This is a genomic window from Candidatus Pelagibacter sp. PS_17 (assembly GCF_059417945.1).
Map to the genome: position 1 here is coordinate 153,179 of NZ_CM182073.1, position 20,749 is coordinate 173,927.

A 20,749-nucleotide genomic window follows, 5' to 3' on the forward strand; every position below is an offset into this window, starting at 1 on the left:
ACACTATTAAATGAAAACAAAAGCAGCAATATTATTATCTAAAGAGAAAATCAAGATAATTGACGTTGAAATCCCCAACCCAAAGGATTATCAAGTTTTGACTAAGAATATCTATTCTTCCATTTGCCACACACAACTAGGGGAATATTCAATGTCTAGAGGAAAGGATAACTACCTTCCCCATTGTATGGGGCATGAAGGAGTTGCTCAAGTAGTTGCGGTTGGTTCAAAAGTCAAAAAGTTAAAAAAAAATGACTTTGTTGTTATGAGTTGGATTAAGGGAAATGGTGGTGAATTTAGGGGAACTATCTACATATCAAGAAAATATGGAAATATAAATGCAGGCCCAGTAAATACATTTTCTAATTATTCGTTAATATCTGAAAATAGACTGTATAAGATAAATCAAATTCAAAATATTAAAAAATTAACCTTAATGGGTTGTGCTATACCGACGGCATTTAACTCTGTTTATAATGCTTTAAAAGTAAAAAAAAATTCAAAAGTGCTTGTTGTGGGAATGGGTGGTCTTGGAATTTCCTGTTTGCAAGCATTAATTAATGTTGGTTGTAAAAAAATTGTATGTGTAGATATCAATAAAGAAAAATTACTTAAAATTAAAAAACTAAAAAATGTTGAAATTATTTGCAATAAAAATAAAGACTTAAAGACAATCTTATATAAAAAACTTAACAAATTTGATTACTCAATCGATTGCACTGGCAATTTAAAAATAATCAAAGATTTAATGGATTTAACAAAATATTTTGGTGGAAAATGTCTTATAATAGGAAATCCAAAGCCAAAAAAAAAAATATTATTAGATCCATGGCAATTTATACTTGGAAAAACAATGTTAGGAGCTTGGAATGATAATGGTAGTTTTGAAAAAAAATTTTATAAATTTTTAAAATTATTTTTGAAGTCTAATATAGACAGATATTTGATTGGAAAAACTTATAAATTAACTGAAATTAATAAAGCATTTAAGGATTTTAGGTCTGGTAAGGTCTTGCGTCCCGTTATAAAATTTTAATTTAATAAAAATTATAACTCCATTTTTTTGGATAAATTTTTATTGTATCAAAGGATATATTTTCATTTGCACTTGAAAGCATTAAGCAAACTTTAGCTATATCCTCAGGTTGTAAAATATTTTTTTTATTTTCTTTTTTATTCTTTCTCATTCTTGTATTAATTGGACCAGGGGCTATTTCGGTAAAACTTATCTTGTTTTTTTGATAAGTTTTTTTATATAGTTTTATCAAAGTAGAGATACTAGATTTTCCTATACTATATTTATAAGAATTAATATTTGGAAAAATTGAATCCATAGAAGTTATAGTAATTATATTCAAATTAATTTTTCTTTTAATCAACAGATTTGTGATTACTTCAAAAATATTTTTCGTTATAATAAAATCCTCTGATTTATCTTTATCATAATTATTTTTAGATCTTTTAAATGATCCAACTAATATAATTATAGATTTGATATTGTTTTCTTTAATTAAAACTTCTTTAGTTTTTAAAAGTATATTTTTTTTACTCTGAAAATTACATTTTATATTTTTAAATGTTCTATTATTTGTATTTCTTGAATAACCAATTAAATCATATTTTTCCTTAAAAATATCAAATATAGATTTAGCTAAATCACTATCTGAACCAAAAATTAAAATTTTATCTTTTTTTAAATAAGTAGTCATTACTTGATAATTTTTCTAGAAAACTATAATTATTTTTTTTCAATACTTTACTAGTTTCTTTTATATTGTTAGTTTCAATACAAATAAATTTTATATTAATTTCTTTAAGTTTCAAACCTTTTAAAAGTAATAACTCAGAGCCCTCAACATCTATTATTGCTAGATCGATATTTTTAAATCTATATTTTAATAGTATATTAGTAAGAGTGTTATTAGGAATTAATTCCACTTTTTTATTTCCCAGTAAAAGTCTGTTAGCTTCTTTACTATGTTTTTTTTTATTTAGTTGAAGTTTTTTTTTATTATTTAGAAATGACATTCTGCCAAGATTATTCAATTCTATAGTTTTATTTTTATCACTTTCAGTACAAGCAGAGTGAACACATATATTTTTATCTCCTCTGAACTGTTTTAATTTTTCGTACCGACTTTTTAATGGTTCAATCAAGATACCAGACCAATTTAACATGTTTTCAAATCTTAAACTTACTGATCCTATCAATCCATCAAAAGCACCTATTTCCAAATATACCCCATTTCTTTTTTTGATATATTTCATAATTTTTAAATCTAAATCATTCTGACAAAAATAATATGATTGATATTTAAACAACAGTTTTTGATAAGAAAAAAATACATAATCTGAAAATTTACTTGGTAAAATATATAAAAATTTTTTTAACATGATGCTTGAGATGCTTTAATTAATTATTATTGATTAGATTTTTTATATCTTTCATATATATCTACAATAAATCCAGATGAAAAAAATATCTAATTTATATTGTGTATTTTATCCTTTTTTAAATCTAAAAAATAAAGATAAATCAATATTTTTTTTAATAGTTTTATTTTCACTGTTTGTAATATTTTTTGATATGGCAACCTTGTCCATATTGACACTAATATTTTTTGAAAGCGAAAATCAAATATCATCAAAAACTAACGACATTTTAGAAATTCTTTTAAACAAAAGTAACTTGTCAATTTCATATTTTCACTTTCAGATATTAATGATTGCTCTAAGCTTGTTGTTTAGAAATGTTTTTTACTTAATGCAGGACTACTTAATAAAATCTTTTATTTTCAGTCAATATAATACTAATTCAAAGAAACTTTTTAAATTATATGCATCGTCTGAGTTAATAAAATTTTATAAACGAGGAATAGATTATTACTTAAAAAATCTTAATAAAGAAACTTGGTATTGTTATTTAGGAATTTTATATGGATTGTTATATGTCTCTATAGATACCGTATACTTTTTGATGATAGTTTTTACGGGCATATATTTAATTGATATTGATTTTTCAATAAATTTAATATTTGTCATTTTTGTTTTCATTTTTTTTATTTCCATATTACTCATAAAATTAAAAAAGAAGGGTGTTGATAGGGTGAATTACGAACAAAAATATTACAGAGATACTCTAAATATTTTAAAAAGTTACCTCGAAATTAAGGTATATAAAAAAATTAAGTTTTTTACAGATAGTTACTCAACCTATTTAAAAAATTTTTCTAAAGCAATGGTTTTTCAGGGAGTTTCAAATTTATTACCAAAAGCAATTATCGAATTTTTGACTGCAACTGTTTTGGTATATTATCTAATTTATAATGATCTTGGACTAAATTTAGAATTGTTCACGTTAATAGGTTTTGTATTATTTAGAATTGCTCCTGTTCTTGCTAGAGTTCTGCAAAATATAAATTTAATTACATTTTACTTTCCCTCAAGTAAGATTTTAATTAATGAAAATAAGTATTATTCTTCAAATGTTAGCCCTAATACTAAAATTATTATAAATGAAAATATAGAGTCATTAATGCTTATGAATGCAAATTTTTCTTATAGTGATAAGAAAATTATTAGAAATTTTAATTATAAATTTACTACTAACAAAATATATGGCATGTATGGTGAAAGTGGAAAAGGCAAAACAACCCTTTTAATGCTTCTTTCAGGTTTAGTTAGATTAGATAGTGGAAAATTTAAAATTAATAAGATTAATTATGCTGATAAAGAAATTGATTGGGGTAAAAAATTAGGTTTCATGTCACAAAATAATATTCTAATTGATGATAGCTTGAGTAATAGTTTATTTTTAGATAAAAATTTTGATACAAAATTACTTGGAAAAGCAAAAAAATATCTAACAATATTTAAATTGAGAAAATTAATAAAGCTATTAAATAAAAAATATGATGGAAATTATTCTCTAAATGGTATGTTATCTGGAGGTGAAAAGCAAAGGATTTCCATAATTAGAACAATTCTCTTAGGTGGAGATATTTTGTTTTTTGACGAACCTACATCATCTTTAGATCGTAAAAATGAAAATATTGCAATGAAAGAAATTCAAAAACTTAAAAAAAATAAGATAATTATTATATCAACACATAAAAAAAATCTTCGAAATTTTTTTGATAAAACAATATACCTCTAGTATAAATATAAATTATGATGAAAATACAAAATTTTGAAAATTTCTTTAATGATTACAATGATAGATTACAAGATGTTTTAAAAAATTTAGATAAAAAAAAAGTTTTTCAGCTTACAAAACTTTTAGAGGATACAATAAAAAAAGATAAAACAATTTTTGTTTGTGGCAATGGTGGATCGCATGCTATTGCAAATCATTATGTTTGTGATTATTTTAAAGTTTTATCTCAAGAAACAAATCTTAAAGTTAAAATAAAAAGTTTATGCTCAGATAATGCATTGATTTCTGCTATATCAAATGATTTTTCTTACGATGAAATTTTTTTATATCAAGCCGAACGACTAATGAAAAAAGGTGATATTTTAATACTAATTAGCTCGTCTGGAAATTCTTCGAATATAAAAAAAGTTTTGGATTTTGCTAATCTAAATAAAATTAAGACTATTGGTCTTTGTGGCTTTACAGGAGGATATTTAAAGAGGAAGTGCACAATACCCATCTATTCAAAGATAAACAATTATGGAATAAGTGAAGATGTTAACCATATAATTATGCATCTTGTTATGCAGTATATAAAGATTGGTAATTTAACCAAAAATATTAAAAATCCTATTTTATAAAAATTTTAAAAAGGGCTTTTGGTTTTTCTATCGTATTCCCCAAATCTATTGAGAATAAAATCTCTCCAAGCCAAAAATACTGGCCCTAGTTTGTATCGATGTTTTTTTTTAAATGAAAATATTACGTATAATAAAGACTTAACGAATGACCAGGTGTATCCAACAAATTTATCCATAAATGAGCCAATTTTTTTAATCAAAAGTAGCCTATATTTATATTCATAATAAATTTTTCTCTTATTTAAATTAACAAAGCTTTGAGTAATAGAATGATAAATTTTGATATTTCTATCTACTATTAAGCTTCCTTTAATTGTAAAAATTCTTTTAGAAAATTCAACATCTTCTGGGCCGTAAAAAAAATCTTTATCTGATAGTCCTATTTTTGTTAATCTTGAAGATCGCATTATTGAAGCACATCCTGCTATAGCATCTGTTTCAACAAGTCCGGTGTATCGTTTATTATCTTTCAGACCATGGGGATAGTCCCTCATATGTCCATCAAACTTTAGACTATTACCAATTTTTGCTCCCATCCACCAAATCATTTTAGGATTACTTGTGTATAATATTTTTGGGCTGATAGCCTCAATTTTTTTATTAGAAAAATTTTTTAAAATATGTTTAAAAAAATTACTAGGTACAATCATATCGTTGTCTATTCTTGCTATAAATTCAAACCCATTTTTTATGGCAAGTTTATAACCTGTATTATGGCCAAAACCACAACCTAAATTTTTTTTATTTTTTATCACAAAAATAGATTTTGTTAATAAATTTAAATTTGAAATTTTACCAATTCTTTTAAAAACTTTATTACAAAATTTTTGATTATAATTTTTTTTGATCCATTCAATTGTTTTATCGAAAATAATTTTAGAGCTATTATTATCAACTAAAAAAATTTTTTTATCATTTCCAAGTTGATTGATAATACTTTTTAAGCATTTAACTGTGTTTTTGTAATCATTCCAAGTTAAAATTACAATCGCTAGTTTTTTTTTCATATATTAATATATATATATAATTATAAAATATTTTATAGTAATGAAAATTAAAAATCCTAAAGAAGACAATATTTTTATTTGGTCACCTATGATCAGTCATGTAGGCACAATAAGAGCCGCAATTGGTATGGGCAACTCATTTATTAAGCATGGAAATAAAAAAGTATTTCTTTTAAATATTTTTGGTGAATTTAACAATTATAAAGATAAAAATAATTTTATCTTACTTAATGTCTTTAACAATTTTCCATTTTATAAAACTGGAATTATTTCAAAAATTTTGATTTATTTTTTTACTCTTCTTGCCATACCTAGTTTATTTTATTTTACCATCAAGTATAAGCCTAAATTAATTATAACCTGTCTGGTAGGATATATACCCTGTATTTTAAAGAATTTTTTTTCAAATATTATTATAATCAATAGTATTCAGGGATACCCAAAAATTAATTTTTTTAGAAAATTTATTTGGGAAAAAACATATTCTAAGTCAGATCATATAATAACCATGACAAATATTACTAAATCCTCACTATGCGCTGATTTCCAGTTAGATAAATCAAAAGTAACAAAAATAGATAACCCAATTATATTTAGTGACATTAAATTAATGGCTAATGAGAAAATTGATAATGAAGATTTAGAGATTTTTAAAAAAAAAGTTTTTTGTTCAATTGGTAGGCTTACTAGACAAAAGAATTATTTTGAATTGCTTAAAGGGTTTAAACTTTATTCAACTCAAGTAAATGATAACGTTAATTTGATAATTATTGGAGATGGGGAAGAAAAAAATGCATTAAATAAATTTATTAAAAAAGAAAAAATTAAAAATTGTTATTTGTTAGGCTTTAAGAAAAACCCCTATAAGTATCTTGCTAAATCTAGTTTATTTATCTCCACATCATCTTGGGAAGAGCCTGGGCACACAATGATCGAAGCAGGATATTTAAATATACCAGTTTTAACTAGTGACTGCCCTAACGGACCACGTGAAATAATTAAAGATTCTATAAACGGTTTTAAATATAAACTAAATGATCTGAACAGCCTTGTTGCAAAAATAGCTTATGTTGACCTGATGAGTAAAAAGGATTTATATAAAGTAAAAACTAATATGAAAAAAATAACTTCAAATTTCACAGAATTTAAATTCTATAAAAAAATTATTTCACTATAAAATTTATTTTTTTTCAAAAATAAAAATTACCTCATAGACAAAAAGACCAGGTAAAAATTTTGATAGGAATTTTTCCAAAAAATAAGTAACAAAATTTTTTTTTCTATCTGCTATAAAATTATATTTTTCTTGTATCCAGCCATCAGGCTTATTTTCTTTGATAAAGTTTAAGATTGTTGGGTAATTAGGTATCCATCGGTGTCTATCATAAACTTTTTTTTTGTGAAAAATATATTTTCCACTTATTTCTCCTTGAAACAAAAATTTTAATCTAAATTTATAGTATCCCATATTTGGAAGGGCAATAATAACTTTTTTATTAGATTTCACAAATAGCTCTCCAAACAATTGGTGAATATTTTCAAGGTGTTCAAGAACGTCTAGTGCATTAATAACATCATATTGTTTTCCATCAGGTAGGCCAAGTTCAAGATTATGATTGATTAATTTTGGTTGATTATTTTCTTGATGAGAAAAATTTGGATTATAGTCAATACCAGTGTATTCAAAAATACCTTTTATATATTTTTTAAAAACTTGATCTCGACAACCAATATCTAAAACTTTATCACCATTGAGTTCACCTAATTTATTTGCTACATATTTGTTTCTATTGTATGAAAAATTCATTATATAAAAAATATACATTAATTTTAAAATTAACACTAAAAAATTATTCGTTACTACGAATTTTTCAAATTCTTGAAATTCTTCAATTAGATTTAAAAGGAACAGTATTAGATTTAGGTTCAAGTCCATCTACAACAAATGTTTCTAATTACTTGAACAATACGGAAAATAGAGTTTATGCTAATTTTACTGGCAATGAATCCATCCAAATTAATTTAGAAAATTATCCAAATAAAATAAATCAATATTTCGATAATATATTGTTAATGAATGTTCTAGAACATATAAAAAACCATCAAAATTGTTTACTCAACATTAAAGCTCTTTTAAAGAATAAAGGTATTTTATATGGATCTACACCTTTCATGTATTCCATTCACCAATCTCCAAATGATTATTTAAGATACACAAAACAATTCCTTGAAGAACATATTTTTGAAAATGGATTTGAAAATGTAGAAGTTAAAACACTTGGAGCAGGTATTTTTTGCTGTATATATTCCTTAATATTCAATTGGACAAAAAAAATTCCATTATTAAACTTAATTATATTACCAGTATTTTTAGTATTAGATAATTTTGTTAACTTATTTTCAAAAAATATAAAAAGCAATAATCCTTTAGGCTATTTTTTCATAGCAAAGAAAAACTAAATAAATTTATTCAAAAAATACTCATATTTTTTACATTGCTGGGTGTAATCAAATCTACCTAATCTTTTATACCCAAGTTCGGCTTTTTTTTTTGCTTCAGTGTAATTATTAAAGATATAAATTATTTTTTTAGCCAATTTTTCTTCATCATTAGTGGGTGAAAGATAACCTAGTTTACCATATTGAAGTATTTCATCAGGCCCACTTAAGCAATTTGAAGAAAGTATAGGAGTTTTATTCATTTGTGTCTCAATCAATATATTGGGCAACCCCTCCCATAACGAATTTAACACAAATAGTTTTGACGAATTAATTAGTTTACTGGCATTTTGATATTTTTTAAAAATTACTATATTTGATATTTTTAATTGATGTGTAAGTCTTTTTAAATATTTTTTTTCACTACCACTCCCCACAATGATTAATTTTATATTGTTTAAACTATTTGAAACTATTTTGAAGGCTTTAATTAAACCTGAAAAATTTTTTTGATTTTGTAATCTACCAACTGATATTATAAAATTATTCTTCATAACATAGTTTGTTTTAATTTTTATCAATTGAATAGGATTGTAAATATTTATAATTTTTTTATTTTTATATATCTTTTTAAAAAATAATGTTGATGCTTTAGAATTACATATAATCCCTGAAGCAAAAAAATAGAATATTTTTTTTATGTTAATTTTAATAAAAAAAATTAAATTATTATTAAAATACTTTAATGAGCCTAATGGGTGATTTGCTATGCGTAAAACACAAGGAATTTTTTTTAATTTAGAAATTAATATTGAAAAAGGATGGTCTTGAAAAGATAAAATAAGTTGTTTATTTTTAAATTTATAACTTATTAAAAGATATAAAAAACAGTTAATAGTATTTATAAGTCTGTTTGAAAGAAATGTAGTTTTAATAAATTTTTTACTTTTAATTAAAATTATTTTTTTATTAATCTTATTTTTAATTTCAGGAGAAATTTTTCCACAAATTATTTCTACGTTATAATTTTTTTTAAAAAAATAATTTGATAAAATAACTAAATTTTTTTCAATTCCACCACGTTCTATGTTTGGAATAAAGAGTAAAACATTTTGCATTATTGCTTAAATTCATATTAAGTTGTAAAAATAGTAAATGTATTTATCAGTAATAATTCCTTATTTCAATGATGCTAAAAACATCAAGGACGCAGTGCTGAGTGCTTTAGGACAAACTTATAAAAATATTGAGATCATAATAGTTGATGACGAAAATACAATTAACTCAAAAAAAATACTAAATAAAATCAAAAAAATTGATAATAAAATTAAGATTATTAGAAATAAAAAAAATCTGGGCGTTTCAGCAGCAAGAAATAAGGGAATTAAATACTCAAAGGGTGATCTAATAGCTTTTTTAGACAGTGATGATTTATGGAAAAAAAATAAGATTAGTTTACAGCTTAAAGTTATTAAAAAATACAATGCTGATATTTGCTATACAAGTTATTTAGGGATAACTAATAAACGCATACTTTACAAAATTAAATCACCCAAAACAGTTTCATACGCCTCTTTATTAAAGGAATGCCCGATCTGCTGCTCGTCTGTAGTAATTAAAAGAAAAATATTTGAAAAAATTAAATTTAAAAATTTAAAAACAAAAGAAGATTATATGCTATGGTTAGATTTTTCAAAAAGAGGCTATAAATTTATCGGTTTAAATAAATTTCTATCATTCTATCAGATTAGAAACAATTCACTTTCAAGTCTACATATAAATAAAATTTTGTCAGCATTTAAGATATACTCATATTATTTGAATTATAATTTTTTGTTATCTGTCTTTTTTGTTTTTAGGCTTTATATAAATGCATTTACTAAAAAATTTATTTACTGATAAAATTTATTTTAATTATTATATTAGTGTATATAAACTATGAAATTAGATAATATATGATTTTAGTTACAGGTTGTGCAGGATTTATTGGTTTTCATCTTACAAAAAAATTACTTCTAAATAACAAAAAAGTAATTGGTTTAGATTGTATTAGTAATTATTATTCAATGTCTAAGAAACATCAAAGATTAGAAATTATAAAAAAAGAAAAAAACTTTAAATTCTTAAAAATAGATTTAAATGATTATAAAAAAACTTATCAAAAATTAAAAAAATATAAAATTGATAAGGTTATTCACCTTGCGGCACAACCAGGTGTCCGTATTTCTATCAAATATCCTCACAACACACTTAAGCAAAATCTTATTTCTTTTTTAAATATTATTGAAATTAGTAGAGTTAAAAAAGTAAAAAAATTTATTTATGCTTCATCAAGCTCTGTATATGGTGATTCAAAAATTTATCCATTTAATGAAAAAGACTTTCAGAATATTCCAGTATCAGTTTATGGAGCCACAAAATTATCTAATGAAATTATAGCAGAGTCATATGCGAGAAATTTTAAATTAGATTGCGTTGGATTACGTTTTTTTACAGTTTATGGACCATATGGGAGGCCCGACATGGCTTACTATAGTTTTTTAGATAATTTGAGAAGCAAAAAATCAATTACTGTATTTAATAAAGGTAATATGTTGAGAGATTTCACATATATAGATGATGTTATAGATGGCATTGTTAGTGTAATTAAAAAAAAATTTACAAATAAGCATGAAGTTTTAAATATTGGAAAAGGTAAACCTGACAAGCTAATGGACTTAATTAATTTATTAGAAAAAAATTATGAGAAAAAATTTAAAATCATATTTACTAAAACTATTCCTTTAGGAGATATTAAAAAAACTTACTCTAATACCGGTAGGGCTAAAAAATTAATTAACTGGAACCCAAAAGTCAATTTAGCAAAAGGATTAAAAAAGTTTGTTGAATGGTATAAAGTAGATAATGCATAATATCGCCAAAAAAAACTTTAACTTATTTCTAGAATCAATAATAATCATTCTTCCAATTGCACTTTTATTTAGTGTTTTAATTGCAGAAACTTTAATTTTAATAATAATTATTTTTTTTTTTATAATGTTACCAAAAAAGAAATAAAGCTAATTGTTTGTGATAAGATATTTATTACTTTATTTATACTTACTTTATTTTTTATAATAAATTATTTTATAAATATTTCAAAGGATCCCAGTATTACTAGGTCATTTTTCTTTATCAGATTTCCACTTTATGTGATCAGTTTGAGTTATTTTTTGAATAAAAATTATATAGATATAAAAAAAATATTTTTTATATGGAGTTATATTCTAATTATAATTTGTTTAGATTTACAATTACAAAATATAACAGGTAAAAATATTCTAGGTTATCAGGCTATTGCGCAGGGTGGATTCTATAGATTAGGAGGTTTCTTAGATGACGAGCTTAAGATTGCACACTTAATTAATTGTTTTTTTGTAATGTGCTTAGGGTTTATCACTTTTTACTATAAAAAAGATATCATTAAGACTCTAATAATAATCGTACCTTTAACATTGCTGACCATATACAGCGTCTATATTACAGGAGAGCGATCTAATTTTATCTCTTTATTGTTATTTTCAATAATTTTTTTTTTGTTCTCAAATTTAAAAAAATACATCTTACCAATCCTGGGAATTCTAATTTTAGGATTAATGTTCAATTTTTCGCAGTTAGAAAAAAATTATAAATTTCAACGTATGATAGTAAAAAATAATGATATTATAAAAAAATTAATCATAACAGAAAAAAAAGAAGAATTTTTAAATAAAGAAAATCATTATTTTTCTCATTATTCTACGGCATTTCAAATTTTTAAAGAAAACCCATTAATGGGTGTAGGGCTTAAAAATTTTAGAAATTATTGTAATGACCCAAAATATGATGAAAAAATTTATCCAACGTTAAGAAAAAAAAATTGCACAACGCATCCACACAATCTATTATTTGAAATACTATCAGAATTGGGTGGAATAGGGGTTATTTTATTTTTTTGTTCTTTTTTCTATATTTTTTATCTTTTTATAAAAGATAGTATTATAAAGAAAAATATTTTTTTATTTAGTAATACTATTTTTTTAATGATTTATTTTATACCGTTTCTTCCCAAGGGAAGTTTTTTTACAAATTGGAACGCCATAATGTTTTGGACTATTTTTGCAATTAACTGTTATTTGGTAAGGATGAAAAACAATAAAATTACATGATTAAATGTGTTTTTTTTGATAGAGACGGTGTTTTAATAAAAAATTATGGATATGTTTACAAAAATAAAAATTTAAAGTGGTTGAAGGGATCACGTGAGGCAATCAAATTTTTAAATCAATTAAATATAAAGGTTATTGTAATTACAAATCAATCAGGCATCGCTCGAGGATACTTTTCTGAATATGATATGAAAAAGTTTCATAAATTCATGAATAAAACATTATCAAAAAAAGAAACTAAAATTGATGATTTTTTTTATTGTCCTTATCATCCTAGTGGAAATATAAAAAAATATAAAAAGATAAGCAATTTTAGAAAACCAGGAAATGGCATGCTATTAAAAGCAATAAAAGAGTATAAATTTAAAACTGCAGAATGCTTTATGATAGGTGATCAGAAAGAAGATTTTTTATCTGCTAAAAAAACAAAAATTTTATTTGAATATAAGAAAAAAATACCCTTAGATAAACAGGTTAAAAGCATAATTGAAAGAATGAATGGAATTTGAAATCTTAATAATGGTTTTTTTTTCTTTGATTTTATACTTAATCAATTTTTTTTTAAAAAAGAAAAAAATACTTATTGATAATATAAAGCATTATGAAGATCATAAAAAATTATTAAGTTTAAATAAATCTACACCATTGTCTGGCAGTTTATATTTCTGTAGTTTGGTAATATTTTTATTTTATGCGTATGAGCCAATTCTTACAATTGCTTTTAGTTTTTTTATTTTATTGGGCATGTCCTCTGATTTAAAAATAATTGTCTCACCTAAGATGAGATTAGTACTTCAATTATTAATATTATTATTTTTCATATCGCTTACACCTAGTATTACGATTGATACACGAATCAATGGGCTAAATGATATGATGCAAAATACCTTTTTAAAACTTTTTATAATATCATTTTTCTTCTTAGTTTTGATTAATGGCTTTAATTTTATTGATGGTGTTAATAATCTAAGTTGTTTAAATTTTTTAGTAATATTAATTTTTATATATTTATTACTTGAGGGCAATGATTCATTGTTATTAAAAAATAAAATATTGATATTAATGTTAAGCATGATTGTTTTTACAATATATAATTCATTTGGAAAAAATTTTATGGGGGATGGTGCCATATACGGAGTAAGTTTTTTAATTGGATATATTTTAGTTAAATTATCATCACTTAATTATTCTATATCTCCTTATTTCATTGCAAATTTGTTATGGTACCCAGCTTTTGAAAATTTATTCACCATCATTAGGCGTTTATTCAATAAAAAAAAAAATTATTTACCAGACAATGGTCATTTACATCAAATATTGTTTAAATTTTTAGATAAAAAAAAAATTATTAAAAAAAAATATTTACTTAGTACTTTTGTTGGTATCTCAATAAATTTACTTCTAACCATTTTTTATACAATCGGCTACATGCATAATGATAAAACTAACATACAAATATACTTGATATTTATAGGTATCTTAATATATTTATTTATATTTTTTCGGCTAAAGAAGTTTTCTTAAATGCAGAATTCTTTTATTTTCATCATATTTTTTTATTTTTTATTAATTTCTGTTATTGGGTATGGTGGATTGTTTAAAAAAATATGTTTTAGAGAATCATATAACGAAAAAAATAGCTCTATTTATACAGGTTTCTATGGACTAATGTTCATTACATTGATTTCTTTATTCACTAGTATTTTTGTAGCGCATAATTTTTATCATAATATCACAATACACAGTTTAGGTTTTTTTTATTTTTTTTTCAATTTCAATAAACAAAAAAGAATTTATTTAAAACATCTTTTTTATATTTCTCTACTAACAATTTCTGCTTTAATTATTTCTAAAACAAATGATGATTTTTCATATTATCATTTTCCATTTACAAAATACCTTACAGAACAAAAAATAATTTTTGGTATGGGGCATCTTAACCATGGCTATAATTTATTATCTTCTTTATTTTTCTTAAACTCAACTTTTTATCTTCCGTTTATAAAGTTTTTTTCATTCCACTTTAGTCTTTTATTTTTTTTAATTTTTTTCAATTATTTTGTATTAAAAGAAATTTTTACTAAAAAAAAAACAAGATTATAAAATATTTATACCTATTTTCATTTTTATTTTTTAATCTTTCTTTTAATCGTATAGCTGAATATGGAACTGATAAAGTAGGCCAATTATTAATTGTAGTTCTTATAATAAAACTATTTGAACTGGTATGCTTTAGTGAAAAAAAAAATTTAGAGAACACACTATATTTACTTCCTTTATTTGGTTTCTGTATAACTTTAAAGACTTATTTTTTACCCTATGTGCTTTTAGGTTTAGTTTTAATATTTGTAAATAATCACATTAAAAAAAACTTTTCCTATGTTTTGCTTTCTAAGTCTTTTTTATTTTTATTATCATTATTATTTTTAATATTTGTGCATCATTTTATCTCTACAGGATGTTTAATATCACCTATTGTTTTCACATGTTTTGGTGATTCAACTTTGTGGGGAAGGGAGACCAGTGATATAAATAATCTTTCAATATGGCTTGAACAATGGGCAAAAGCAGGTGCAGGACCAGGTTATAGAACTAATAATCCCACATTTTATATTCAGGGTTTTAATTGGGTAAATAATTGGATTGAAAGATATTTTATTGGAAAGTTTTCTGATCAAATAGGAATACTTTTTTCATCGTACTTAGTTATTTTTTTCTTATTTAAGAAAACAAAGTTTGATGAGTATAAAATTACAAATATAAAAAAAATCATATACTTTTATTCAATATTAATAATAATATTTAGTGTGTGGTTTTTTAACCACCCGACTCTTAGATATGGTGGATATTCAATATTTTTTTTAATATTATCCTTCCCATTATCCTTAATTTTTTCTTATTTTAAAGAATGTAAAAAGTTTGATAGAAACTTAAATTTTTTAATAATTTTTGTCATTATTGTTTTTAATTTAAAAAATTTTGATAGAATTAATAAAGAATTCAATAGAAATGATATTTTTAAGTTTAGAAATTTCCCTTTTTTTGTTATCAAAAATAAAGAGTTTACTCGAACTAAATTAGACAGTGGGTTGAACATTTATACTCAGGATAGTGGTCATTGTTGGGGCATACCAACTCCATGTGCAGGAGGTGGAGGAGATAACCTTTTTTCAATTAAAAAAAATGGATACTATTTTATTAAAAGAAAATTAAATAAATGATATTAAAAAAATAATCTATGAACTTTATCTCAACTATTAGAAAGATATTAAATATATTTGATTCATTTCAACAAAAAAAAATTATTAATATATTAAAAAAAAATTGTGGAAGTGATTTAATTATTTTTGATGTAGGGTCTCATTTGGGAGAAACTGTTCAATTATTTAACAAAAATTTTAATATTAAAAAAATTCATTGTTTTGAAGCAAGTAACATAAATTTTATAACATTAAAAGATAACCTAATTAAAAATAAATTAACGGATATTTGTGTACTCAATAACGTTGGTATTGGTGATATAGAGGGCAAAAATTTTTTAAATCAAACAGAGGAGTCTTCTTCTTCCACAATTAATGAATTTAATGAACATTCCAACTACTTAAAAAGAAAATTAAAGATTTTAAATATTAAAAAAATAGATAATTTTTACCAAAAGATAACAATTAATATTATAAAATTAAGTACTTATATAAAAAAAAATAAGATTACAAATATTGATATTTTAAAAATTGATACAGAAGGCTTTGAATTAAATGTTGTTAAAAGTTTAGAAGAATTCAGTAATATTGTAAAATATATCTACTTCGAACATCATTACGATGATATGATAAAAAAGAATTACACATACTCAGATATTAATCGAATACTTATAAATTTAGGCTTTAAAAAAATTTATAAGTCTAAAATGGTTTTTAGAAAATCTTTTGAATATATATATAGAAATACTAATATATAAAAATTTTTAAAAAAAAAACAGTAATAAGCCTGTCAAAAACATTATTTCTACCTGAATTTCTTTTTGTCATATTGTGCTGTTCAAGTCTTCTTAACCAATATATTTTACTAAAATAATTTGAATATACTTTGTCCAAGTTGTTAATATTTTCTCTTTTTAAAGTTAAAACTTTATTTAAGAAAACAAATTTATTTCTATAATAAAAATATAAAACTAGTTGGACATCTATTGCTAAATATTTCCATCGATACGGATTAGTTGTTCTATAAAATTTTTTTAATGTTTTTGAAGATAGTAAGATTGAGCTAGTATTAATTTTTTCAGGCCAGTCATTAAATAAAAGTTTGTATATGAATAATTTTTTGTATTTTTTATGATTTGCAGAATTAGTTAAAGTTTTTCCTGTTATTATTTTATGATCATGTAAGTATATCCTATCTTTATTTAGATCTAAATTTTGTAAAGTATTTAATTTTTTTTTTAAAAATAAGTCGTCCCCATCCAATAATAACACCCATTCGTCTTTAAGAAATTTCGTAGCCATTTCAATTTTATAAAGTTGATCATTTGTAGGTGATATTTTTTTAAGAGGACATTTTAAAAATAATAAATTTTTTAGATGTGGAAAACTACTCTTGACTAATTTCTCATTATTTAATTTTGAGTAAACTACTATAATCCTTGATTTTTTTACTAAACTTTGCTCTAAACAAGACTTAATTGTTTCCAAAATATATTTTTCTTTTTTTTCTGCTGTAATTATTATTGTAAATTTTATAGACAATTTGTGATAACCAGTTATTTAAGTAACAAATTTATAACCTTTGTTAAATAATGCAAGATCTTACATTAGTAATCCCTGCAAAGCACGAAAGTGAATCTTTGCCAATTTTTTTAAAAGAAATTAATCAGCTTCCCTGTAAAAAAATTATCGTATTGGATGAGAATGACTTTAAAACTGTTGATGCAATTAAAAAATTTGATGATATTGAAATCTTGTATCAAAAAAAAATAGGATATGGTTCAGCCTTAATCGAAGGAATTAATTCTGTTAACACCACCTTTTTTTGTATAATTAATGCTGATGGCTCCATGAATCCCTCATACTTATTTAGTATGTTAGAAAAAGTAAAAAATGATAATTTAGATTTTTTATTCGCAAGTAGATATGAAAAGCCAAATGGAGGCAGTGATGATGACAATTTTATAACATTAATAGGTAATTTTTTTTTTACCAATATTGGAAATTTATTTTTTTCTTTAAATATTTCTGATATTTTGTTCACTTATGTTTTAGGAAAAAAAGAAACTTTTAAAAATCTTAAAATAACTTCAGAAGATTTTACTTTTTGTGTTGAACTACCTATTAAAGCTAAAAGGCACAGAGCAAAATATCAGACTATGCCATCATATGAAAGAAATAGAATTGGTGGCTTGAAAAAAGTTAATGCATTAAAAGATGGACTATTAATTTTATTCAAGATGGTTAAAATGTTTTTTATAAAATGAAAAAGAAAATTGCTTTAATTTTTGGCATCACAGGGCAAGATGGTTCTTACCTTGCTGAATTATTAATTGATAAAGGATATATTGTTCATGGTGTTAAAAGAAGGTCATCATCGTTCAATACAGGAAGAATAGATCATTTATATCAAGAGCCTCAAGTAAAAAATAGAAATTTTATCTTACATTATGGAGATATCACAGATTCACTTTCTGTTTCAACAATGATTAAAAATATAAAACCAAATGAAATTTATAATCTAGCTGCACAATCACACGTGGCCGTCTCCTTTGAGGTTCCTGAATATACAGCAAATGCAGATGCTATTGGGGCATTAAGAATATTAGAGGCTATTAAGTTTCATGGGTTTCAAAAAAACACAAAATTCTATCAAGCAGGAACTTCTGAAATGTTTGGTAAAGTACAGCAGGTTCCACAATCTGAAAATACACCCTTTTATCCAAGAAGCCCGTATGGAGTTGCTAAAGTTTATGCCCACTGGATAACGGTAAACTATAGAGAGGCCTACAATATATTTGCGTGTAATGGAATTTTATTTAATCATGAAAGCCCAGTCAGAGGTGAAACATTTGTAACAAGAAAAATAGTTGCAGCCTTGTGTAAAATCAAATTAGGATTTAAAAAAAAACTATACCTAGGAAATATAGAGGCAAAACGTGATTGGGGACATGCCAAAGATTATGTAGAGGCTATGTGGAAGATGATGCAAAAGAAAAAAGCTTCCGATTATGTAATTGCTACTGGAAAGCAATATACTGTTAAACAATTCGTAGATTTAACTCTTAATCAGTTAGGAATAGAATATTATTGGAAAGGGTCAGGGGTAAATACAAAATGCTTTGATATGAGTGGAAGATGCATAATCCAATGTGATAAAGAATATTTCAGACCTTTAGAGGTAGACACATTACTTGGTAATCCCACTAAAGCTAAAAAAGAACTTAATTGGAAACCAAAGATAAGTATAAATATGCTTATAAAAGAAATGGTTGATTCTGAGATTTCCAAACTAAAAAATGATTAGTCTAAAATCAAAGATATATGTTGCTGGTCATAAGGGCTTAGTTGGAAGTGCAATTATAAGAAAACTAAAACAAAAAGGCTATAAAAATATTATTTTTAGATCCAAAAAACAATTGGATTTAAGAAATCAAAAAAAGGTTCATAGTTTTTTAAAAAAAAACAAACCTGATTTTATCTTCATTGCTGCTGCAAAAGTAGGGGGAATTTACTCAAATGACAAGTATAGAGCAGAATTCATTTTTAATAATCTGTCTATTCAAACTAATTTAATTAACTCTGCATATTTATGTGGAATAAAAAATCTAATTTTTCTTGGATCTAGTTGTGTTTACCCCAGAAACTGTAAGCAACCTATTCAAGAAAGTGATTTATTAACTGGAGAGCTTGAAAAAACTAACGATGCGTATGCTATTGCTAAAATTGCAGGAATTAAAATGTGTGAGAGTTATAATATTCAGTATAAAACAAACTATAAGTGTTTAATGCCAACAAATACATTTGGACCAAATGATAATTATAATGCTTTAAATTCTCATTTTATACCCGCATTAATTAAAAAAATACATGATTTAAAATTAAATAATAAAAAAGAATTAACACTTTGGGGGAATGGCCTCGCTAAAAGAGAAGTTATTTATGTCGATGATTTAGCTGATGCGTGCATTTTTTTTATGAAAAAGAGATTTTTTGAAACAGTGCTTAATATTGGCACAGGAAAAGATTTTTCAATTAAACAATATGCAAAAATGATCATAAATCATGTTATGCCAAAAAATAAGATTAAAATAAAATATGATTTATCAAAACCAAATGGAACACCAAGAAAAGTTTTAGATATTAAATTAGCAAGTAAATATGGCTGGAAAACCAAAACAAAGTTAGATGACGCAATAACAAAAACTTATAAAAGTTTTTTAAAAAATAATAAAAATGTATAATAAAAAAAAAATAATAGTAGTTACTGGGGGAGCTGGTTTTGTTGGTTCTAATTTAATTAAATATTTATTAAAAAAAACAAACTTTGATATAATAAGTTTAGATAATTATTCAACTGGAAAAAAAATAAACCATATCAAAAATAATAGAGTAAAATATATAAAATCACATACAAAAAATATTTCAAAAAGTTTAGAACAATTTAAAAAAAATATTTATTCACTATTTCATTTTGGTGAGTTTTCTCGAATATATCAAAGTTTTTTAAAAATGACTGATTGTATTGACTCAAATACAATTGGTTCAAATGAAGTATTTAATTTTTGTCTTACTAATAAAATAAAACTTATATATTCAGCAACATCAGCAAGTATTGGTAATAAAGGAAATGATAAAAATTTATCTCCATATTCATTTACTAAAGCTAAAAATTTAGAATTATTGGAGAACTTAAAAAAATGGTTTAATTTTAAATTTGAAATATTGTATTTTTATAATGTTTATGGACCAGGTCAAATAGAAACAGGACCAATGTCTACAGTAATAGGAATATTTGAAAATCAGTTTAAAAGAAAATTACCATTAACAGTTGTTAGGCCAGGGTCTCAATCTCGAAGATTTACACATATTAACGATACTGTTCAAGCCTGTTATTATGTATGGAAAAAAAATCAGTGTAATCACTATAGTATATCTAATAAAAAAAGTTATACAATTATGGAAGTTGCAAAATTATTTAATGTTAAAATTAAATTACTACCATCCAGAAAAGGTGAAAGATACGCCTCAGCTTTAACAAGCATGAATTTATCAAATAAAGTTCATAAATTGTTTGGAAAAATTAACCTTGAGGATTATGTGAAGAATATTGTTAAAAATGACAAAAAAAAATTATAAT

At 23.5% G+C, this 20,749-nt stretch carries 23 protein-coding genes; 17 read left to right on the forward strand and 6 right to left on the reverse strand.

What is annotated here, in order from left to right; all coding sequences use genetic code 11:
• The first annotated feature begins 10 nt into the window (after positions 1–10).
• The gene (locus AC5SML_RS00815) at positions 11–1,036 is read left to right on the forward strand and encodes a zinc-binding dehydrogenase (protein WP_494617301.1); all 1,026 of its coding nucleotides are present in this window, start codon (positions 11–13) and stop codon (positions 1,034–1,036) included.
• Position 1,037: 1 nt separating this feature from the next.
• Here AC5SML_RS00815 and AC5SML_RS00820 read toward each other — a convergent pair whose 3' ends face one another.
• A complete protein-coding gene (locus AC5SML_RS00820) occupies positions 1,038–1,709 on the reverse strand; it encodes an SDR family NAD(P)-dependent oxidoreductase (protein ID WP_494617302.1) in 672 nt (223 codons plus the stop codon).
• A complete protein-coding gene (locus AC5SML_RS00825; protein ID WP_494617303.1) occupies positions 1,684–2,268 on the reverse strand; it encodes an FkbM family methyltransferase in 585 nt (194 codons plus the stop codon). The genes AC5SML_RS00820 and AC5SML_RS00825 overlap by 26 nt, the downstream gene beginning before the upstream one ends.
• 202 nt (positions 2,269–2,470) lie before the next feature.
• On the opposite strand from AC5SML_RS00825, the gene AC5SML_RS00830 reads away from it, so the two are divergent.
• A complete protein-coding gene (locus tag AC5SML_RS00830; RefSeq protein WP_494617305.1) occupies positions 2,471–4,156 on the forward strand; it encodes an ATP-binding cassette domain-containing protein in 1,686 nt (561 codons plus the stop codon).
• Positions 4,157–4,173: 17 nt separating this feature from the next.
• Positions 4,174–4,776 carry an SIS domain-containing protein gene (locus AC5SML_RS00835; RefSeq protein ID WP_494617306.1) on the forward strand — a complete coding sequence of 201 codons (603 nt, stop codon included), beginning with the start codon at positions 4,174–4,176 and terminating at the stop codon, positions 4,774–4,776.
• Between the two features lie 5 nt (positions 4,777–4,781).
• Here AC5SML_RS00835 and AC5SML_RS00840 read toward each other — a convergent pair whose 3' ends face one another.
• Entirely contained in the window at positions 4,782–5,783 is a 1,002-nt protein-coding gene (locus tag AC5SML_RS00840) for a glycosyltransferase family 2 protein (protein WP_494617308.1), read from the reverse strand.
• 40 nt (positions 5,784–5,823) lie between these two features.
• Between AC5SML_RS00840 and AC5SML_RS00845 the strand changes: the two genes are divergently transcribed.
• Positions 5,824–6,960, forward strand: coding sequence for a glycosyltransferase (locus AC5SML_RS00845; protein WP_494617309.1), 1,137 nt, complete (start codon positions 5,824–5,826; stop codon positions 6,958–6,960).
• Between the two features lie 3 nt (positions 6,961–6,963).
• On the opposite strand, the gene AC5SML_RS00850 is transcribed toward AC5SML_RS00845, so the two are convergent.
• Positions 6,964–7,590 (reverse strand): class I SAM-dependent methyltransferase, encoded by a 627-nt coding sequence (locus AC5SML_RS00850; RefSeq protein ID WP_494617310.1) that lies wholly within the window; start codon positions 7,588–7,590, stop codon positions 6,964–6,966.
• Between AC5SML_RS00850 and AC5SML_RS00855 the strand changes: the two genes are divergently transcribed.
• Complete coding sequence (locus tag AC5SML_RS00855) at positions 7,578–8,243, forward strand: methyltransferase domain-containing protein (RefSeq protein WP_494617312.1); 666 nt, start codon at positions 7,578–7,580, stop codon at positions 8,241–8,243. The genes AC5SML_RS00850 and AC5SML_RS00855 overlap by 13 nt on opposite strands.
• On the opposite strand, the gene AC5SML_RS00860 is transcribed toward AC5SML_RS00855, so the two are convergent.
• Positions 8,240–9,340 (reverse strand): glycosyltransferase, encoded by a 1,101-nt coding sequence (locus AC5SML_RS00860; RefSeq protein ID WP_494617313.1) that lies wholly within the window; start codon positions 9,338–9,340, stop codon positions 8,240–8,242. The two genes, AC5SML_RS00855 and AC5SML_RS00860, sit on opposite strands and share 4 nt — an antisense overlap.
• 37 nt (positions 9,341–9,377) lie before the next feature.
• On the opposite strand from AC5SML_RS00860, the gene AC5SML_RS00865 reads away from it, so the two are divergent.
• The 8 genes from AC5SML_RS00865 to AC5SML_RS00900 all read left to right on the forward strand — a co-directional run bounded on the left by AC5SML_RS00865 (position 9,378) and on the right by AC5SML_RS00900 (position 16,367).
• Entirely contained in the window at positions 9,378–10,121 is a 744-nt protein-coding gene (locus AC5SML_RS00865; protein ID WP_494617314.1) for a glycosyltransferase family 2 protein, read from the forward strand.
• Between the two features lie 56 nt (positions 10,122–10,177).
• Positions 10,178–11,134, forward strand: a complete 957-nt coding sequence (locus AC5SML_RS00870) for an NAD-dependent epimerase/dehydratase family protein (RefSeq protein WP_494617316.1) — start codon at positions 10,178–10,180, stop codon at positions 11,132–11,134.
• A gap of 507 nt (positions 11,135–11,641) precedes the next feature.
• Positions 11,642–12,409: an O-antigen ligase family protein gene (locus AC5SML_RS00875; RefSeq protein WP_494617643.1), complete on the forward strand. Its 768-nt coding sequence runs from the start codon at positions 11,642–11,644 to the stop codon at positions 12,407–12,409.
• Entirely contained in the window at positions 12,406–12,918 is a 513-nt protein-coding gene (locus AC5SML_RS00880) for a D-glycero-alpha-D-manno-heptose-1,7-bisphosphate 7-phosphatase (RefSeq protein WP_494617317.1), read from the forward strand. The genes AC5SML_RS00875 and AC5SML_RS00880 overlap by 4 nt, the downstream gene beginning before the upstream one ends.
• Positions 12,908–13,933 carry a hypothetical protein gene (locus AC5SML_RS00885; protein WP_494617318.1) on the forward strand — a complete coding sequence of 342 codons (1,026 nt, stop codon included), beginning with the start codon at positions 12,908–12,910 and terminating at the stop codon, positions 13,931–13,933. Before AC5SML_RS00880 ends, AC5SML_RS00885 begins: the two co-directional genes overlap by 11 nt.
• The gene (locus AC5SML_RS00890; RefSeq protein WP_494617320.1) at positions 13,934–14,512 is read left to right on the forward strand and encodes a DUF8201 family protein; all 579 of its coding nucleotides are present in this window, start codon (positions 13,934–13,936) and stop codon (positions 14,510–14,512) included.
• Positions 14,509–15,630 (forward strand): DUF8201 family protein, encoded by a 1,122-nt coding sequence (locus tag AC5SML_RS00895; protein ID WP_494617645.1) that lies wholly within the window; start codon positions 14,509–14,511, stop codon positions 15,628–15,630. The genes AC5SML_RS00890 and AC5SML_RS00895 overlap by 4 nt, the downstream gene beginning before the upstream one ends.
• 17 nt (positions 15,631–15,647) lie before the next feature.
• On the forward strand, positions 15,648–16,367 hold the full coding sequence (locus AC5SML_RS00900; protein WP_494617321.1) for an FkbM family methyltransferase: 720 nt from the start codon (positions 15,648–15,650) through the stop codon (positions 16,365–16,367).
• Here AC5SML_RS00900 and AC5SML_RS00905 read toward each other — a convergent pair.
• Positions 16,357–17,151 carry a hypothetical protein gene (locus AC5SML_RS00905; protein ID WP_494617322.1) on the reverse strand — a complete coding sequence of 265 codons (795 nt, stop codon included), beginning with the start codon at positions 17,149–17,151 and terminating at the stop codon, positions 16,357–16,359. The two genes, AC5SML_RS00900 and AC5SML_RS00905, sit on opposite strands and share 11 nt — an antisense overlap.
• A gap of 50 nt (positions 17,152–17,201) precedes the next feature.
• Between AC5SML_RS00905 and AC5SML_RS00910 the strand changes: the two genes are divergently transcribed.
• From AC5SML_RS00910 to AC5SML_RS00925, 4 genes are read left to right on the forward strand one after another with little or no spacing between them, the layout of a single operon-like run.
• Positions 17,202–17,876: a glycosyltransferase family 2 protein gene (locus tag AC5SML_RS00910; protein WP_494617323.1), complete on the forward strand. Its 675-nt coding sequence runs from the start codon at positions 17,202–17,204 to the stop codon at positions 17,874–17,876.
• Entirely contained in the window at positions 17,873–18,916 is a 1,044-nt protein-coding gene (gene gmd / locus AC5SML_RS00915) for a GDP-mannose 4,6-dehydratase (RefSeq protein WP_494617324.1), read from the forward strand. Before AC5SML_RS00910 ends, gmd begins: the two co-directional genes overlap by 4 nt.
• Positions 18,909–19,853: a GDP-L-fucose synthase family protein gene (locus tag AC5SML_RS00920; RefSeq protein WP_494617326.1), complete on the forward strand. Its 945-nt coding sequence runs from the start codon at positions 18,909–18,911 to the stop codon at positions 19,851–19,853. The genes gmd and AC5SML_RS00920 overlap by 8 nt, the downstream gene beginning before the upstream one ends.
• Entirely contained in the window at positions 19,846–20,748 is a 903-nt protein-coding gene (locus tag AC5SML_RS00925) for an NAD-dependent epimerase/dehydratase family protein (protein ID WP_494617327.1), read from the forward strand. The genes AC5SML_RS00920 and AC5SML_RS00925 overlap by 8 nt, the downstream gene beginning before the upstream one ends.
• Position 20,749 lies beyond the last annotated feature (1 nt).

Excerpts from the sequence above, each read along its gene's own strand:
- AC5SML_RS00815 (WP_494617301.1), top strand. The coding sequence starts at position 11 with ATGAAAACAAAAGCAGCAATATTATTATCTAAAGAGAAAATCAAGATA.
- AC5SML_RS00820 (WP_494617302.1), bottom strand. The coding sequence starts at position 1,709 with ATGACTACTTATTTAAAAAAAGATAAAATTTTAATTTTTGGTTCAGAT.
- AC5SML_RS00825 (WP_494617303.1), bottom strand. The coding sequence starts at position 2,268 with ATGAAATATATCAAAAAAAGAAATGGGGTATATTTGGAAATAGGTGCT.
- AC5SML_RS00830 (WP_494617305.1), top strand. The coding sequence starts at position 2,471 with ATGAAAAAAATATCTAATTTATATTGTGTATTTTATCCTTTTTTAAAT.
- AC5SML_RS00835 (WP_494617306.1), top strand. The coding sequence starts at position 4,174 with ATGAAAATACAAAATTTTGAAAATTTCTTTAATGATTACAATGATAGA.
- AC5SML_RS00840 (WP_494617308.1), bottom strand. The coding sequence starts at position 5,783 with ATGAAAAAAAAACTAGCGATTGTAATTTTAACTTGGAATGATTACAAA.
- AC5SML_RS00845 (WP_494617309.1), top strand. The coding sequence starts at position 5,824 with ATGAAAATTAAAAATCCTAAAGAAGACAATATTTTTATTTGGTCACCT.
- AC5SML_RS00855 (WP_494617312.1), top strand. The coding sequence starts at position 7,578 with ATGAAAAATTCATTATATAAAAAATATACATTAATTTTAAAATTAACA.
- AC5SML_RS00850 (WP_494617310.1), bottom strand. The coding sequence starts at position 7,590 with ATGAATTTTTCATACAATAGAAACAAATATGTAGCAAATAAATTAGGT.
- AC5SML_RS00860 (WP_494617313.1), bottom strand. The coding sequence starts at position 9,340 with ATGCAAAATGTTTTACTCTTTATTCCAAACATAGAACGTGGTGGAATT.
- AC5SML_RS00865 (WP_494617314.1), top strand. The coding sequence starts at position 9,378 with ATGTATTTATCAGTAATAATTCCTTATTTCAATGATGCTAAAAACATC.
- AC5SML_RS00870 (WP_494617316.1), top strand. The coding sequence starts at position 10,178 with ATGATTTTAGTTACAGGTTGTGCAGGATTTATTGGTTTTCATCTTACA.
- AC5SML_RS00875 (WP_494617643.1), top strand. The coding sequence starts at position 11,642 with ATGTGCTTAGGGTTTATCACTTTTTACTATAAAAAAGATATCATTAAG.
- AC5SML_RS00880 (WP_494617317.1), top strand. The coding sequence starts at position 12,406 with ATGATTAAATGTGTTTTTTTTGATAGAGACGGTGTTTTAATAAAAAAT.
- AC5SML_RS00885 (WP_494617318.1), top strand. The coding sequence starts at position 12,908 with ATGGAATTTGAAATCTTAATAATGGTTTTTTTTTCTTTGATTTTATAC.
- AC5SML_RS00890 (WP_494617320.1), top strand. The coding sequence starts at position 13,934 with ATGCAGAATTCTTTTATTTTCATCATATTTTTTTATTTTTTATTAATT.
- AC5SML_RS00900 (WP_494617321.1), top strand. The coding sequence starts at position 15,648 with ATGAACTTTATCTCAACTATTAGAAAGATATTAAATATATTTGATTCA.
- AC5SML_RS00910 (WP_494617323.1), top strand. The coding sequence starts at position 17,202 with ATGCAAGATCTTACATTAGTAATCCCTGCAAAGCACGAAAGTGAATCT.
- gmd (WP_494617324.1), top strand. The coding sequence starts at position 17,873 with ATGAAAAAGAAAATTGCTTTAATTTTTGGCATCACAGGGCAAGATGGT.
- AC5SML_RS00920 (WP_494617326.1), top strand. The coding sequence starts at position 18,909 with ATGATTAGTCTAAAATCAAAGATATATGTTGCTGGTCATAAGGGCTTA.
- AC5SML_RS00925 (WP_494617327.1), top strand. The coding sequence starts at position 19,846 with ATGTATAATAAAAAAAAAATAATAGTAGTTACTGGGGGAGCTGGTTTT.